At 71.3% G+C, this 16,024-nt stretch carries 12 protein-coding genes; 5 read left to right on the top strand and 7 right to left on the bottom strand.

Translation table 11 applies throughout. From position 1 onward, the window contains the following. Nucleotides 1–22: 22 nt before the first annotated feature. The gene (locus E0493_RS18240) at nt 23–1,039 is read right to left on the bottom strand and encodes an NADPH:quinone oxidoreductase family protein (RefSeq protein ID WP_160938685.1); all 1,017 of its coding nucleotides are present in this window, start codon (nt 1,037–1,039) and stop codon (nt 23–25) included. Then, nucleotides 1,039–2,019, bottom strand: coding sequence for a Bug family tripartite tricarboxylate transporter substrate binding protein (locus E0493_RS18235; protein WP_160938684.1), 981 nt, complete (start codon nt 2,017–2,019; stop codon nt 1,039–1,041). The genes E0493_RS18240 and E0493_RS18235 overlap by 1 nt, the downstream gene beginning before the upstream one ends. Before the next feature lie 66 nt (nt 2,020–2,085). On the opposite strand from E0493_RS18235, the gene E0493_RS18230 reads away from it, so the two are divergent. After that, nucleotides 2,086–3,216 carry a CaiB/BaiF CoA transferase family protein gene (locus tag E0493_RS18230; RefSeq protein WP_160938683.1) on the top strand — a complete coding sequence of 377 codons (1,131 nt, stop codon included), beginning with the start codon at nt 2,086–2,088 and terminating at the stop codon, nt 3,214–3,216. A gap of 9 nt (nt 3,217–3,225) precedes the next feature. On the opposite strand, the gene repB is transcribed toward E0493_RS18230, so the two are convergent. From repB to E0493_RS18210, 4 genes are all read right to left on the bottom strand, one after another. Continuing rightward, nucleotides 3,226–4,281 carry a plasmid partitioning protein RepB gene (gene repB / locus E0493_RS18225; RefSeq protein WP_202397207.1) on the bottom strand — a complete coding sequence of 352 codons (1,056 nt, stop codon included), beginning with the start codon at nt 4,279–4,281 and terminating at the stop codon, nt 3,226–3,228. Continuing rightward, on the bottom strand, nt 4,281–5,495 hold the full coding sequence (gene repA, locus E0493_RS18220) for a plasmid partitioning protein RepA (protein WP_160938682.1): 1,215 nt from the start codon (nt 5,493–5,495) through the stop codon (nt 4,281–4,283). Before repA ends, repB begins: the two co-directional genes overlap by 1 nt. Next, nucleotides 5,488–6,837, bottom strand: coding sequence for a plasmid replication protein RepC (gene repC / locus E0493_RS18215; RefSeq protein ID WP_160938681.1), 1,350 nt, complete (start codon nt 6,835–6,837; stop codon nt 5,488–5,490). Before repC ends, repA begins: the two co-directional genes overlap by 8 nt. A 193-nt stretch (nt 6,838–7,030) precedes the next feature. Continuing rightward, nucleotides 7,031–8,044 (bottom strand): replication initiator protein A, encoded by a 1,014-nt coding sequence (locus E0493_RS18210; RefSeq protein WP_160938680.1) that lies wholly within the window; start codon nt 8,042–8,044, stop codon nt 7,031–7,033. Nucleotides 8,045–8,692: 648 nt separating this feature from the next. Between E0493_RS18210 and vapB the strand changes: the two genes are divergently transcribed. Further along, nucleotides 8,693–8,914, top strand: coding sequence for a type II toxin-antitoxin system VapB family antitoxin (gene vapB / locus E0493_RS18205; protein ID WP_160938679.1), 222 nt, complete (start codon nt 8,693–8,695; stop codon nt 8,912–8,914). Continuing rightward, a complete protein-coding gene (gene vapC / locus E0493_RS18200; RefSeq protein ID WP_160938678.1) occupies nt 8,914–9,354 on the top strand; it encodes a tRNA(fMet)-specific endonuclease VapC in 441 nt (146 codons plus the stop codon). The genes vapB and vapC overlap by 1 nt, the downstream gene beginning before the upstream one ends. Here the strand turns inward: vapC and E0493_RS18195 are convergent. Then, complete coding sequence (locus tag E0493_RS18195) at nt 9,333–10,517, bottom strand: pyridoxal-phosphate-dependent aminotransferase family protein (RefSeq protein WP_160938677.1); 1,185 nt, start codon at nt 10,515–10,517, stop codon at nt 9,333–9,335. The two genes, vapC and E0493_RS18195, sit on opposite strands and share 22 nt — an antisense overlap. A 122-nt stretch (nt 10,518–10,639) precedes the next feature. Here E0493_RS18195 and E0493_RS18190 point away from each other — a divergent pair, with 122 nt between their 5' ends. Together E0493_RS18190 and katG are read left to right on the top strand one after the other, a co-directional pair. Continuing rightward, nucleotides 10,640–13,561 (top strand): FAD-binding and (Fe-S)-binding domain-containing protein, encoded by a 2,922-nt coding sequence (locus tag E0493_RS18190; RefSeq protein WP_160938676.1) that lies wholly within the window; start codon nt 10,640–10,642, stop codon nt 13,559–13,561. Between the two features lie 215 nt (nt 13,562–13,776). Further along, entirely contained in the window at nt 13,777–15,996 is a 2,220-nt protein-coding gene (katG, locus tag E0493_RS18185) for a catalase/peroxidase HPI (protein WP_160938675.1), read from the top strand. The last annotated feature ends 28 nt before the right edge of the window (nt 15,997–16,024 follow it).

Here is a 16,024-nt window from a genome sequence, read left to right as displayed (position 1 = left end):
CCCGTAAAGCCTTCGGGCCGCTTCAGGGGCGCAGCACCACCCGCCCGACGGCCTGCCGGTCGCGCACCAGCGCCATGGCCTCGCGGAAGCGCTCCAGCGGCAGCGCCGCATGCACTTCCGGGTGCAGCTTTCCCTCCTGCCACCAGTCCAGCAACTGCTGCCAGAGGGCGCGCACGCGCGGCGCATGGGCGCGGCGGTTGTCGCCCGGCGACCAGCCGAGATAGGTGCCCCAGTTCAGCCCGGCCACGCCGATGTTCTTCAGCAGCAGCAGGTTGGCCGGGAGGCTCGGGATGGTGCCGGCGGCATAGCCGAGGGTCAGCAGCGTGCCCCCCTCCCCCAGGCAGCGCAGCCCCTCGTCGAAGGCCTCGCCGCCCAGCGTGTCCAGCACCAGGGCGACCCCGGCGCCGCCGGTGATGCCGGCCACGGCGGCCCGGAAGGGCTCCGCGCTGTCCAGCACCGCCGCGGCGCCGCGTGCCCGCAGGCGGTCGTGCTTGGCCGCCCCGGCGCGGGCGATGACGCGGGCGCCGGCGGCCTGCGCCACCTCCAGCGCCGCCAGCCCGACGCCGCCCCCCGCCCCCTGCACCAGAACCCACTGGCCGGGCTCCAGCCGGCCGCGCCAGAGCAGCGCGGCGGCGGCGGTCGGGTAGCTGATGGGCAGCGCCACGGCGGCCTCGGCGGGAAGCCCCCCGGGAAGCCCCGCAGGCAACCCCAAGGGCAGCGGCATGACGTGGATGTCGTCGGCCACCGCCTGCTCCGCCATGCCGCCCCAGTCGAGTGCTGCGAAGACGCGGGTGCCGGGCGGCGGCGCCTCGGCGTCGGGCGCCGCCTCCAGCACGGTGCCGACCACCTCGGTGCCCGGCGCGAAGGGCAGCGGCGGCCGGCGCTGATACTTGCCGGCGACGACAAGCTGCGCCGCGAAGGAAACGCCCACCGCCTCCACCCGCAGCCGTACGCCACGCGGGCGCAGCGGCGGCGGCGGGACCTCCTTCACCTCCAGCGCGTCGAAGTCGCGCCAGCCCTCGCAAACCAGGGCGCGCATCAGCCTGGCTCGATCCCGGCCTCGCGCACCAGCCCGCCCCAGCGCTCGTACTCGGCGCGGGCGAAGTCGGCGAAGTGCTCGGGCGTGTCGGCCACCGGCTCGGCGCCGAGCGATTCCAGCCGCGCCTTGCCCTCCGGCGAGGCGACCACGCCCGCCACGGCGCGCTGCAGCCGCGTCACCAGCTCCGCCGGCATCCTGGCCGGGGCCCAGACGCCGTACCAGGTGGCGATCTCGTAATTCGGCACGCCGGCCTCGGCCACGGTCGGCAGTTCGGGGAAGGCGGCGACGCGCCCGGCGGTGGTGACGGCAAGGGCGCGCAGCTGCCCCTCGCGCACCGCCCCGGCGCTGCTCGGCATGGAATCGAACATCAGCTGGATGTTGCCGGCCAGCAGATCCTGCAGCGCCGGGCCGGAGCCGCGATAGGGCACATGCGTCATCTGCGTGCCGGTGAGCTGCTTGAACAGCTCGCCCGCCAGGTGCGGCGCGGCGCCGATGCCGGAGGAGCCATAGGCCGCCTTGCCGCCCTGCGCCTTCAGCCAGGCGACCAGCTCGGGCACCGAGCGCACGGGAAGGCTGGGGTTCACCACCAGCATCAACGGCACGCGGGCGATGTTGGTCACCGGGGCGAAGTCGGCCAGGGTGTCGAAGGGCATCTGCCGGTTCAGGTGCGGGATGATGACGTGGATGGAGGCGTTGACCAGGATGGTGCCGCCATCCGGCGCGGCGCGCGCCACCTCGCCGCTGCCGACCACCCCCGAGGCGCCGCTGCGGTTGTCCACCACGACGCTCGGCAGGCCCTCGGCGGGCAGTCCCTGCGCCACCACGCGGCCGAGGATGTCGGTCGGGCCGCCCGGCGGATAGGGCACGACCATGCGCAGCGTGCGGGTTGGCCAGGAGGCCTCGGCGCGAGCGGTGCCCGCGGCAAGAAGGCCGAGGCTGCCGGCGAGCGAAAGCGCGCTGCGGCGCGAGAGGCTGGCCATCGGATGCTTCCTTCCTTGTTCGTGCTTTTTCGCGAATGATGCACGCATAGAACACGAGGAAACGCAATGTCGGAGGAAATGCGGCCCTATCGCGGGCTGCGGGTACTGGATGTGAGCCAGGGGATCGCCGGCCCCTATTGCGGCATGCTGCTGGCCGCCGCGGGCGCCGAGGTGGTGAAGCTGGAGCCGCCGGAGGGCGACTGGTCGCGCGGCCTCTCCACCCGCGCCAACGGGCAATCGGTGATGCATGTCACCTTCAACCGGGGCAAGCGCAGCATCGTGCTGGACCTGAAGCAGGCCGAAGGCCGCGCGGCGGCGCAGGCCCTGGCGGCGCGGGCGGATGTGCTGATCGAGGCCTTCCGCCCCGGCGTCGCCGCGCGGCTCGGGCTCGGTCCGGAGGTCACGCCGGAACATGCCGTCTGCCTCTCCATCTCCGGCTTCGGACAGCAAGGGCCCTATGCCGCGCAGCCCTGCACGGATTCCGTGGCGCAGGGCTTCTCCGGGCTGGTGGCGCTCAACCCCGGTGCGGACGGCGCCCCGCACAAGGTCGGCGCCTTGGTCGCCGATGTGGTGACCGGACTGTCCGCCTTCGCGGCCGTGCAGGCGGCGCTGGCCGAACTGGGGATGGACCGGGCCCGCGGGGCGGCCCCGCGTCGCCGGGTGCTGGACGTCTCGCTGATGGCGGGCATGGCCGGCCTGCTGGCCATGCCGCTCGCCGAAGCGGGCCTCCTTGGCCGCGCACCGGCCGCGCTGAACATTCCCGCCGGCAGCTATCAGGCCGCGGACGGACGCTGGGTCATGGTGGCGCTGGTGCGGGAAGCCGAGTTCGTCGCGCTCTGCGGCGTGCTGGGCTTGCCGGAACTGCCGCAGGACCCGCGCTTCGCCAGCTTCGCCACCCGCTCGGAGCACCGCGAGGCGCTGCTGCCGCTGATCCGGGCCGCCTTCGCCACCCGGGCGGCGGAGGACTGGCTGGCCCGGCTTGGGGAGGCCCGGCTGCTGGCCTCGCGGGTCAACACGCCGCTCGATTGGCTGGCCGACCCGCATGTGCAGGCGGTGGACGCCGCCGCGGTGCTGCACCAGCCTGACCTGGGCGAGCTGCCGATGGCCGCCCTGCCCGGCCTGGGCCACTGGCTGCACCCCGCGCCGGCCCTTGGGGCGCACACGGCCGAGGTGCTGCGGGAACTGGCCGCGGCCTGAAGGGCTCGCTCAGGGCGCCTTCTTTTTCCGGCTTCCGGCGAGAAAGCGCGAGTACAGCGTCTCCATCTGCTCCAGCAGGAAGGCGTCGAAGCCGGGAGCGGCGCGGCGGTCGATGGTCAGGGTGGTGGCGCGGCCGCTGGAGGCGACCTTGATCACCTGCGCGCCGCTGGAATGCGTCCAGGCGCGCAGGGGCTCCCGCTCGCGGCGCGCGCCCTCCCCTTCCCCGGCGGCGCCCCGTGCCGCCTTTGGCGCCTCGAACCAGGCCAGCGCCTGCTCGAAGCGGTCATCCGACTCACCGACCTGGAAGGCCGCGCTGGCAAGCCGCTTGTCCAACTCCTGCAGCGGCTGCTTCTGGAAAGCGGCAGCCAGCTCCACCCAGCGGTCCCGCCCCGTGCGCGGCGCCGGCCCGATCGCCTCGACGACGCTGGCCGGGATCCGCTCGACGACGGTGATCAGGCGCGAGACGGTGGTCTTGTCGGCGCTGAGGGCCAGCATGATGGTTTCGCGGTCATAGCCGTTCGCCTCCAGCCGGTGGGCGAAGCGCGCCCGCTCGATGAAGGAGAGGTTGGCCCGCGCGCTGTTCTCCTGCCCCTGCGCCAGGACGAGGTCGCGGTCGGAGAGCGGCCGGACCACGGCCCGCACCGGCCTGCCCAGCTCCGCCGCCGCCCGCAGCCGGCGATGGCCGAAGGCGACCTGGAACCGTCCGGGCATGCCGGGATGCGGACGCACGAGGATCGGCGAATCCTGCACGCCCTGCGCGATGCTGTCCCGCAGGGCGTGGTATGCCTCGTCGTCCTGCGCCATCCGGTCGGCGATGAAGGAGGCGTCGATGCTGGCGGTGTCCAGCTCGACGATCACCTGCCCGGCAATGAGACGCGCTTCCAGCTCCTTCGCGGCATTCGCCTTGTTCGCAAGGTCGTCGATGCTCCGCGTGACCGCGCCGACCGCGCCACGCCCCGCAAAGGGTAGGCCCGGCCCCCGGTTCGCGGGCGGACGGGGAGCTTCCGAGTTGACGGCCGTCAACTTCGGCTCCGTCAGCCCGGTGAGCAGGTTCTTCCGTGCCATCAGCCCCTCCCCCACGCCGCATGGATCAACTGCTCGATCTCGCCGTTCACCGCGTCCAGGCACTCCATCGCGCGGTCGTAGGTGGCCGGCGTGAAGAGCCGCCGTTCCACCTCATAGAGCGTCTGCTTGGTGATTCCCGCGTCCGAGATCGCCACGCTTTTCAGCATCGGGTGGGTCAGCACATGCGGGCCGAAGAGCGAGCGCATGAAGCCCACCATCTGCGTCTGCGGCCCGTCGCTTGGCTCATAGCGGGTGACGAGGTAGCGCAGCCAGTCATAGCGCAGGTTGCTGCCGGCCGCCTTCAGATGGCCGAGCACATCGCCCAGCATCAGCAGGAACTGGCACATGGACATCACGTCCAGCATCTGCGGATGCACAGGGATCAGCACCGCCGTCGCCGAGCAAAGCGCCGCCATGGTGAGGTAGCCGAGTTGCGGCGGGCAATCGATGACGACGACGTCGTAGTCCTCCGCCGTGGCGGCCAGGGCGCCGTCGAGGCGCGCGAAGAAGTCCCGCCCCGTGGCGCCGCCTTCATGCGTGGCCAGCACGCGGGGCGTGTCGTACTCGAACTCCATCAGCTCGATGCTGGCGGGGACGATGTCGAGGCCGGGGAAGTTGGTGCGGCGGATCAGCTCCGGCAGCGGGCGAGCCTCCTCGTCGTAGCGCAATGCCGCGTAGAGCGTCTCGTTCGGGCCGAGGTCGAACTCCGGCTGGAAGCCATGCAGGGCGGAAAGGCTGGCCTGCGGGTCGAGGTCCACCGCCAGCACGCGATGGCCGGTCAGCGCCAGGTGCTGGGCGAGATGTGCCGTCGTGGTGGTCTTGCCGCTGCCGCCCTTGAAGTTGACGACGGCGACGACCTGAATGTGCTCGCGTCCTCGGCGGTGCGGCACATAGCGCCGGCTGGCGCGGCCATTCTCCTCCAGGTAGGCACGCAGCTCCTGGATCTGCTCGGCGGTGTAGGACCGGCGCCCCGTGCTGGTCACGCTCGGGGCCGGCCCCTTCCCCTCCAGCGACAGGTTGCGCAGATAGCCGCTCTTGACGCCAAGCAGCTTGGCCACCTCCGCCGCCTGAAAGGAGCGCAGCGGCTTCTGCGCCGCGGGCGGGAACAGCTCAAGCCGGTGCGCCTGAAGCTTTTCCGAGAGCTCCTGTGCCTGGGCGCTGATGATGGTGTCGATTTCGGGAACCGCCTTGCGGCTTCCGGCCAAGCTATCCATGGATTCCACTCGCAGATGCGGCTGCAGGAGCATTTTGCGGCCAATATCGCATCTCAGCCGCCCGCTTGGAAGCCGCCATGGTGAAGCCTTCCGGGTTGACGGCCGTCAACTGCCGTGACCGGCCTTGCGCCGCGGCCTCCCGCAAGCCGTGCAGGCTGCGCTCCAGGAACAATTCGCCCTGGCCGGCCCGGCGCAGCATGCCGCGCAGGTAGCCTCCTGGCCCGCTGCTGTGGAAGTGTCCGGCCGGTTTGGTGGAGATGATGGCGATAGCGATGGCTGCGGCCGGCCGCCCCAAAACGCGGCAGGCCTCCCCGTAGAGCGGGCGCGGAATGCCGAGGTGCTGTGCCAGCACCGAAGCGGCATCGGCGACCTCGGCCCAGCCCGGCCGCCCGATGGCGAGGCAGGTTTCCAGCTTCGGCGCCAGGCGCGCCAGCTCCGCCGGCGAGACCCGCATCGCGCCTTCAGCCTCGATGCCGCCGGGGGTGGGGGAGGGGTCAGGCGGCAGCCCTGCCGCTTCCCGAGCCACTACCGTAGACCCTTCGGGTTCCGTGGGTTTGTTTGTAGGTATTAAGGGCCTGACTCCCAGGTCAGCCAAGCCTGACATATCCGCGTCTTTCACCGCCTGTTCCAGCCGTTCCCTGAGTTCGGCCGCGGCGGCCTGCAGCGCTTCCACCATCACCGCGAGCTGTGCCGGATCCTCCACCCGGCGGAGCGCATGGGCGCGATGCTGCCGTTCCGCCGCGCGCTCCTCCACCAGGGAGGCGGCCAGGCCGCGCTCCCGCGCCAGGGCACCCAGCTGCGCCAGGAACTGCCGCGCGACGCCCGCTTGCCGGCGCAGCTCGCGACAGCGCCGGCGGGTGCGCTCGCCTTCCTCCGCCGCCCGCACGAACTCGGCATGGCGCGCCGCCATCGGGCGCAGGCTGAGCCCCCAGGCCCAGACGATGCGCCCCTCCTGCCGGAAGCCGCGCCGCTTGCGGTCGGTGCCGTCCCGGGCGGCGATCAGCCGCGCTTCGATGGCGGCGGCGATCAGGCGGCTGACATGCCGCTCGCTGCAATCGAGCGCCGTTGCCAGCTCCTCGTTGCTCGGCCACACCAGGGGCTCCGCGCCTGGCGCCCAGTCCTGCGGCTGGGTCCAGCGGAACAGCGCCTCCATCAGGGGCAGCAGGCGGCGATGGCCGAGATAGGGGGCGGCGCGGCGCATGGCCGCGAGCAGCTGGTTGGGGTGCTTGACGCCGGGGGGGAGCCCGAGCGCCTGCTCGGCCAGTCGCGCCGCGACGAGATGGTTGGCGGTCAGCTTGCGCAGGCCAGAGCCCGCCCGACGCGGAGATGCGTGAGCTTCCACGGTGCCCAATTCCTTCGGTAAGGGATGGACCGAGGCGGGCACACGTCCTCGTCAGCGCCGAAACCGCGTTTCGCGCTTGACCAGACCCGTGGCATGGACCTAAAGGAATGACTGTCCAGGACATTCCCTAGGCCTTCACGGCCGACTCGGTATGTTCAGCAAGCCCCGCTTTGCCGAGCGGGGTTTTGCGTGTTCAGGGTTCCCCGGTGATGGGCGCCTCCTCCGCTTCCGCTTCCGGTGCTGGCTCGCCGCCGCCTGCCACCAGGGAGCGGCGGGGAAGGGGGGGGCGTGCCCGCGCGGTGAAGGTCACCACCGTGCCTTCGTAGCCCGGCCGGCCGCGGCGCTGCGCCTCCGCGGGTGCCCGGTGCAGGCCGATGTCGAACTCGATCAGCCGCTGGCTCTGCTCCAGCTCGGTCAGGAACTGGCCGAAATGCCGCAGCAGGCCGCGCGTTCCGACGCGGGCGTGCAGGTCCTCGATTCCGATGGACCAGCCCGCCTCGTCCACGTCCTCCGACTTGGCGATCTCGTAGAGGCGGCGCTCCAGGGGGGCCAGGTCGAAATACTCATCGGCGAAGGTGAGCAGCCGGGTGTCGCTGAGGATGCCGCGGTAGAGCCAGGCGCAGAGCGTGACGGAAACGCTGACCAGCTCCTTCTCCTTCCGGGCGTTGCGCCGGTAGCGGGTGTTCACGGCGTCGATCCAGGAGAAGACGCCGTCGGTGCCTTCGCCGGCCATCTCGATGTTGGTGCGGACCTGGGTGCCCTGCAGCCGCTGCAGCATCTGCAGCAGCCGGTCATAGGCCTTGCCCGCGGTGTCCCGCCCTGCCACGCGGAAGAAGTCGTGCGCGGTGAAGGTGAACTCGCGGTCGGGCTTGGGATCGTCCGGCCGCAGCTCGCCGCGGCGCAGCTTCTCCGCCATCAGCGAGGCGATGTAGAGGATCAGGTCCTTGTCGTAGATGGTGGCGATGCCGGCGGGGCCGGGCGCCACCTCGATCCGCACCTGCCCGTCGTCGTAGCGCAGCACCTCCCGCGAGGGGGCGGTCTTGCCCAGATGGAAGAACGGATAGGCCATGACGCTGCGCTGCCCGCGCACCTTGCCGCGCAAGGGGCTGTCGAACAGGTCGGGCGTCAGCGCGCGGTTGCGGCGGGCGCGCGCGGCCGCGGCGGCCCTGCCCTGCGCCGGCAGGGCAGGGGCATCCTCGGGAGGCATCCGGGCCTCCTGCCGCGGGATCGGTTGGCGTGCCATCGCTCGCTGAAAGGCCGTGTTCGCAGGTTCCTGCCGTCAGCATGCACAAGCCCGGCGGGATCGCGAGAGGCAAGGTTCGGGGTTTCACCTCCGAAAGGGGAGGAAAGATTCGGGGTTTCGCCTCCGAAAACCCTTTCTGGCAGCGAATCCGACGCCTGGCGGCGCTTGCAAGCGCATCTGCATCTTCCGTCCGACATGCCCGCTTTCGGGCTAACGGTTCCGAAAATCCCTCCGAATCGGCCACCCGGCCGACTCGCGGCAGGGTAGCGCCCGGGTAGGGGAGGTCAGACGGCACCCTTAGGTGCGATTTTGCCGCGGGTGGGCTGCCAGCACCGCCTCTGCAAGGCTGCAGAGCGCAATCACGCAGCCAGAGCGGGCCGGCGCTCGTCGTGGAAGGGGAGGAGAAGATATCCGGGGCGGCGAGTTCGGGGTTTCGCCTCCGATAATCCCCTTCCACGGGGGCGGTGGGCGATGATGCCGGAGGGCTAACCCGCATCGCCTCTGTATGTCAATATATTCCTAGGATGTGGCACCAGCGGCGCCGCCTCCGCCGCCTTGAAGCATGGTCCGGCACGGCGTATATACGGATGAAGTATACAAAGGGGTGGCGCGATGACCAGAACCTCGCTCTTCCTGAGCAACCGGACCCAGGCCGTGCGGCTGCCGAAGGATGTCGCCTTTCCGCCGGGGGTCCGCGAGGTGGCCATCATCCGCGACGGCGCGCGGGTGATCATCGCGCCCGCGGACGCCCTGTGGGACGACTTCTTCGCAGCGCCCGGCGCCGATCTCGGCGAGCGGGCGCGGCCGGCGCATCAGGAGCGGGAGGCCTTCTGATGCTGCGCAACATGCTGGATACCAACCTTTGTATCCGGCTGCTGCGCGACCGGCCGCAGGGCCTGCGGTCACGCTTCAACGCGGAGGCCGAGACGCTCTGCATCACCACCATCACCCTGACGGAGCTGCTCCACGGCGCCGCCCGCTCGGCGCGGCCGGCCGAGAACCGCCGGCAGGTGGAGGGTTTCGCCCGTCGCCTCGCCGTTCTGCCCTTCGACGACGAGGCGGCGGCGCATGCCGCCGACATCTACGCCGATCTCGGCCGCCGCGGTCTCCTCATCGGCCCCTACGACATCCTGATCGCCGGGCATGCCCGCAGCCGGGGGCTGGTGGTCATCACCGGCAATCTCGGGGAGTTCCGGCGCGTGGAGGGCTTGCGCTCGGAAGACTGGCTGGCGACGCACCAGGCGCCGCCGCCTCAGGCGTTCCCGTTGAGATAATCCATCGCGGCCAGCACCCCGCCCGGCTGGAAGGGAATGCCGGCCGCCTTCAGCCCCATCTCAACGCCGCCCAGCGTGCCGACGAGCTGCAGGTCGCCGAAATCGCCGAGATGGCCGATGCGGAACACCCGGTCGTTGAGCTGGCCCAGGCCGTTGCCGAGGCTCATGTTGAACTTCTCCAGGATGGTGGCGCGCAAGGCGTTGGCGCTATGCCCCTCCGGCAGCCGCACGGCCGTCAGCGAGGAGGAATGATGCCGGGGATCGGCGCATTGCGTCTCGAAGCCCCAGTGGCGCACGGCGCGGCGGGTCGCCTCGGCATGGCGGTCGTGGCGGGCGAAGACGTTGTCCAGCCCCTCCTCCAGCAGCATGTCCACCGCGGTGTCGAGCGCGTAGAGCAGGTTGGTGGCCGGGGTGTAGGGGAAATACCCCGTGGCGTTGGCGGCGAGCATCGGCTTCCAGTCCCAGAAGCTGCGCGGCATCCGCGCCGTCTCGCTGGCCTTCAGCGCCTTCTCGGAAACCGCGTTGAAGCTGAGGCCGGGGGGCAGCATCAGCCCCTTCTGGCTGCCCGCGACGGTGACGTCCACGCCCCACTCGTCATGCCGGTAGTCGATGCTGCCGAGGGACGAGATGGTGTCCACCAGCAGCAGCGCGGGATGGCCGGCGGCGTCCATCGCCCGGCGCACCTCGTCGATCCGGCTGGCGCAGCCGGTGCTCGTCTCATTGTGCACGACGCAGACGGCCTTGATCTCGTGGCCCTTGTCCTCGCGCAGCTTCGCCTCGATGGCGGCCACGTCGGCGCCGCGGCGCCAGTCCGTGCGGATGTAGTCGGGCTGGAGCTGCAGCCGCGTCGCCATCTCGTGCCAGAGATGGGCGAACCAGCCGGTCTCGCACATCAGCACGCGGTCGCCGGGGGAGAGGGTGTTCGCCAGCGCCGCCTCCCAGGCGCCGGTGCCCGAGGCCGGGTAGATCACCACCGGGCCCTCGGTCTTGAAGACGGCCCGCACCTTGTCGAGCAGCGCCTTGCCCATGCGGCCGAAATCCGGCCCGCGATGGTCCATGGTGGGGTTGTCCATCGCCCGCAGCACGCGGTCCGGCACGTTGGTCGGCCCCGGGATCTGCAGGAAATGGCGGCCGGCGGCCGGCTTGGACTGGAAATAGGCCATGGACGGGTTTCCTCTTCGCCCGGCCTGTCTGGCGGGCAGCGGGCCACTCTGCCAATGATGCAGGCCGATGGGCAAGGCTGGGCGGCGCCGGACGGCCGCCGTGGGGGCGAGGGGAGAGCCGCATGAACGTCATCACGGGCCGCGCGCGGGCAGGGGAGAGCCGCCTGGCGGACCGCCTGCGCCGCGAGACCGCCGGCGAGGTGCTCTTCTCCGCCGGCGACCGTGGCCGCTACGCGACCGATGCCAGCATCTACCAGATGGAGCCGCTCGGCGTGCTGGTGCCGCGCACGGCCGAGGACGTGCTGGCCGCCATGGCGATCGGCCGGGAGGAGGGGGTGCCGGTGCTGCCGCGCGGCGGCGGCACCAGCCAGTGCGGGCAGAGCGTGAACCGCGCGCTGGTGCTGGACTGCACCAAGCACCTGCGCCGCGTGCTTTCGGTGGAAGGCGACACCGCCCGCGTCGAGCCCGGCATCACCCTGGGCGCGCTGAACGAGGCGCTGAAGCGGAAAGGGCTGTTCTACCCGGTCGATCCCTCCACCTGGGCGCGCTGCACCATCGGCGGCATGGCCGGCAACAACTCCTGCGGCTCCAAATCCATCCGCTACGGGCTGATGGCCGACAACGTGCGCGCCATCGACGCCATCCTGGCGGACGGCACGCGCTTCACCTTCGGCGACCTGCCCGACAATCTCGGCCCCGGCGTGCCGCCCGCCGTCGCCGACCTGATCGCGCGGCTGCGCGCCATCGGCGCGCGCGAGGCGGCGGAGATCGCCGCCCGCTTCCCGCACCAGCTCCGCCGCGTCGGCGGCTACAACCTCGATGCGCTGACCCCGGCGGCGCGCGCGGAGGGCCGCGCCAGCCTGGCGCGCCTGCTGGTCGGCAGCGAGGGCACGCTGGCCTTCTCGGCGGCGCTCGATCTCCGGCTCTGGCCGATCAAGCCGCGCAAGGTGCTGGGCATCTGCCAGTTCCCGAGCTTCCGCCGCGCCATGGAGGCCTCGAAGCACCTGGTCACGCTCGACCCCGAGGCGGTGGAACTGGTGGACCGCACCATGATCGAGCTCGGCCGCTCCATCCCGATCTACCGCAGCACCATCGAGCGCATCCTGATCGGCGAGCCGGACAGCCTGCTCATCGTCGAGTTCCACGGGCATGAGGACGCGCCGCTGCTGGCCGCACTGGACCGGCTGGAGGAGATGATGGGCGACCTCGGCCTGCCCGGGCAGGTGGTGCGCGTCACCGATGCCGGCTTCCAGGCGCAGGTCGCGGAGGTGCGCGAGGCCGGGCTGAACATCATGATGAGCATGAAGGGCGACGGCAAGCCCGTCTCCTTCATCGAGGACACCGCCGTCGCGCTCGACGACCTCGCCGACTACACCGAGCGCCTGAACGCGGTCTTCGAGCGGCACGGCACCAAGGGCACCTGGTACGCCCATGCCTCGGTGGGCTGCCTGCATGTGCGCCCGGTGCTGAACATGAAGTCCGGCGAGGACGTCGCGAAGATGCGCGCCATCGCCGAGGAATGCTTCGCGCTCGTGCGGGAGTACAAGGGCAGCCATTCCGGCGAGCATGGCGACGGCATCGTCCGCTCCGAGTTCCACGCGGAGATGTTCGGGGAGCGGATCGTGCGCGCCTTCGAGCAGGTGAAGGAGACCTTCGACCCCGCGACGGAGACCCTGCCGCACGGCCTGCTGAACCCGAACCGCGTCGTGCATCCGCCGCGCATGGATGACCGCTCCCTGCTGCGCTACCACGAGGGCTATGCGGCGGACGACCGCGTCGCGCCGGCGCTGGACTGGTCGGCCTGGCCGGGGCCGCAGGGCGGCCTGCTCGGCGCGGTCGAGATGTGCAACAACAACGGCACCTGCCGGAAGTTCGACGCCGGCACCATGTGCCCGAGCTACCGCGCCACGCGCGACGAGCGGCACCTGACGCGCGGCCGGGCCAACACGCTGCGCCTCGCGCTGACCGGGCAGATCGAGGGCGGCCTCGCCTCGGACGAGGTGGCGCAGACGCTCTCGCTCTGCGTCGCCTGCAAGGGCTGCAAGCGCGAATGCCCGACCGGCGTGGACATGGCCAGGATGAAGATCGAGGCCGCCCATGCCCGCAACCGCGCGCGCGGCGTGTCGCGCAAGGACCGCCTGATCGCCACCTTGCCGCGTTGGGCGCCCTGGGCGTCGCGCGTGGCGCCGCTGGCGAACCTGCGCGACATCGTCCCCGGCCTGGCCGCCGCCAGCGAGCGCGCGCTCGGGCTGGCCGCGCAGCGCAGCCTGCCGCGCTTCCGGCGCGACGCCTTCCGGGACGCCGAGCTGCGCGCGCCGGACGGCCGCGCGAACGAGGTCATCCTGCTGCCGGACCTGTTCAACCGCTATTTCGAGCCGGAGAACCTGCGCGCCGCCATCCGCGTGCTGCGCGCCGCCGGCGCCGACCCCGCCGTGGCGCGTCCACCGCGCGGCGGGCACCCGCTCGACGACGGCCGCACCTGGCTCGCTGCCGGCATGGTGGAGGAGGCCCGCGCCGAAGCACGCCGCACGCTGGCGGCGCTGGCTGCCTGGGAGAGCCCGGTGCTGGGCCTGGAGCCTTCCTCGCTGATGACGCTGCGGGACGAGTTCCTCGCCCTGCTGCCGGGCGAGGCGACGGAGCGGCTCGCCGCGCGGGCGCTGCTGGTGTCGGAGTGGCTGGCGAAGGCGAAGCCGCCGCTGCGGCTGAAGCCGCTCGCGGGCGAGGCGCATATCCATGGCCACTGCCACCAGAAGGCCTTCAACGCCTTCACGCCGGCCGTGGCCATGCTGAAGGCGATCCCCGGGCTGACGGTGACGCCCATCACTTCCTCCTGCTGCGGCATGGCCGGTGCCTTCGGCTACGAGGCGAAGAACCTGCCCGTCTCCGTGGCCATGGCCGAGCTTTCCTTGCTGCCGCATATCCGCCGGACGGCGCCGGAGGCGATCATCGTCGCGGACGGCACCTCCTGCCGTCATCAGATCCAGGACCTGGCGAGGCGTGACGCGATGCACTCGATCCGGTTGCTGGACAGGGCGCTCGCCTGACCGGCCCTGCTGCCCTTCGGATGCTGAAGGTGCCGCTTCGCTCAGCCTCCCGCGGGATGCCCGGACCCGCCGGCCGGCGGGCGGGGAGGGGATGCGGCACCTGCGAAGGAACGGTTGATCGAACCGCTCGATGCTCCTGATCGGAAAAAACCGTTTCCACCGATTGCGCGCCGCGCCTAGCCTGCCCGTAAAACGTTCAGGAGAGGGCAAGGACCATGGACACGAACGCGAGCGGCCCGCTGGGCTGCCCGATGAAGAAGCCGTCCGCCAAGCGGGCCCTGCTGGGACGCACCAGCCGCGACTGGTGGCCGAACCAGCTCTCGCTCGACATCCTCCATCAGAAGGGTCTCTCGGCGAACCCGATGGGTGATGGCTTCGACTACGCCCGGGAGTTCCAGTCGCTCGACTACGCCGCGGTGAAGCAGGATCTTCACGCGCTGATGACCGACAGCCAGCCCTGGTGGCCGGCGGACTATGGCCATTACGGCCCCTTCTTCATCCGCATGGCCTGGCACAGCGCCGGCACCTACCGCACCGGCGACGGGCGCGGCGGCTCCTCTTCCGGCGGGCAGCGCTTCGCGCCGCTGAACTCCTGGCCCGACAACGCCAACCTCGACAAGGCGCGCCGCCTGCTCTGGCCGATCAAGCAGAAATACGGCCGGAAGCTGTCCTGGGCCGACCTGTTCATCATGGCCGGCAACGTCGCCATCGAGTCCATGGGCGGGCCGATCTTCGGCTTCGGCGGCGGCCGCGCGGACGTCTTCGAGCCGGAGAAGGACATCTACTGGGGCACCGAGGAGGAATGGCTGGGCCAGACCCGCATCGACCCGGCCAAGGAGATGGTGCTGGAGAACCCGCTGGCCGCCATCCAGATGGGCCTCATCTACGTCAACCCCGAAGGCCCGGGCGGCGAGCCCGACCCGGCCGGCTCGGCGCGCGACATCCGCGAGACCTTCGCCCGCATGGGCATGAACGACGAGGAGACCGTCGCGCTGACGGCGGGTGGCCACACCTTCGGCAAGTGCCACGGTGCCGGCGACCCCTCCAAGGTCGGCAAGGAGCCGGAGGGCGCCGACATCGCGCAGATGGGCCTGGGCTGGCAGAGCGGGCATGAGAGCGGCATCGGCGACCACACCATCACCAGCGGGCTGGAAGGCGCCTGGACGCCCAACCCCATCCAGTGGGACGGCGGCTACTTCCACATGCTGCTCGACTACGAGTACGAGCTGGTGAAGAGCCCCGCCGGTGCCAAGCAGTGGCAGCCGGTCAACCAGAAGCCGGAGGACATGGCGCCGGGCGCGCACAGCCCCGACCGCCGCGTGCCGACGATGATGACCACCGCCGACATGGCGATGAAGGTGGACCCGGAATACCGCAAGATCTCGGAGCGCTTCCGCGACAGCCCGGACCAGTTCGCCGACGCCTTCGCCCGCGCCTGGTTCAAGCTGACCCATCGCGACATGGGCCCGAAGGTCCGCTACCTCGGCCCCGACGTGCCGGCGGAGGACCTCATCTGGCAGGATCCGATCCCCCAGGCCGACCACGCGCCGGTGGACGAGGCCGACGTCGCCGCCCTCAAGCAGAAGATCCTCGCCTCCGGCCTCACCATCCCCGAGCTGGTGGGAACCGCCTGGGCCTCGGCCGCCACCTATCGCGGCTCCGACCACCGCGGCGGCGCCAATGGCGCGCGCATCCGCCTCGCGCCGCAGAAGGACTGGGACGTCAACGAGCCCGAGCGGCTCGCCAAGGTGCTCAAGGTCTACGAGGACATCAAGGCGGCCTTCGACGCCGGTGCCGGCGGCGGCAAGAAGGTCTCGATGGCCGACCTGATCGTGCTCGGCGGCACGGCCGCCGTCGAGAAGGCGGCGAAGGATGCCGGCCATGACGTCGCGGTGCCCTTCGCGCCCGGCCGCACCGATGCCTCGGCCGCGCAGACCGACGCCGAGAGCTTTGGTGTGCTGGAGCCCAAGGCGGACGGCTTCCGCAACTACCTTCAGGTTCCCTTCAGCGTGCCCACCGAGGAGCTGCTGGTCGATCGCGCCCAGCTCCTCCGGCTGAGCGCGCCGGAGATGACCGTGCTCGTCGGCGGCCTGCGCGTGCTGGGCGCCAACCATCGCGGGCAGAAGGAGGGCGTGCTGACCGAGCGCCCCGGCCAGCTCACCAACGACTTCTTCGCCAACCTGCTGGACATGGGCACGGCCTGGAAGCTGGTGGACGGGCAGGCGGACGAGGTCTTCGCCGGCACCTGCCGCAGGACCGGCGAGCAGAAGTGGACGGCCACGCGCACCGATCTCGCCTTCGGCTCCAACTCGCAGCTCCGGGCGCTTTCCGAGGTCTACGCGGCGGCCGATGCGGGGCGGAAGTTCGTGGACGACTTCATCGCCGCCTGGACCAAGGTGATGAACGCCGACCGCTTCGACCTGGCCCGGCGTTGATCTGACCCGGCGTTGATCTGACCGGCGG

The organism is Teichococcus coralli, assembly GCF_009829925.1.
In the GTDB taxonomy this organism is placed as follows: Bacteria; Pseudomonadota; Alphaproteobacteria; order Acetobacterales; family Acetobacteraceae; genus Pseudoroseomonas; species Pseudoroseomonas coralli.
This window is presented reverse-complemented; position numbering and strand designations above follow the sequence as displayed.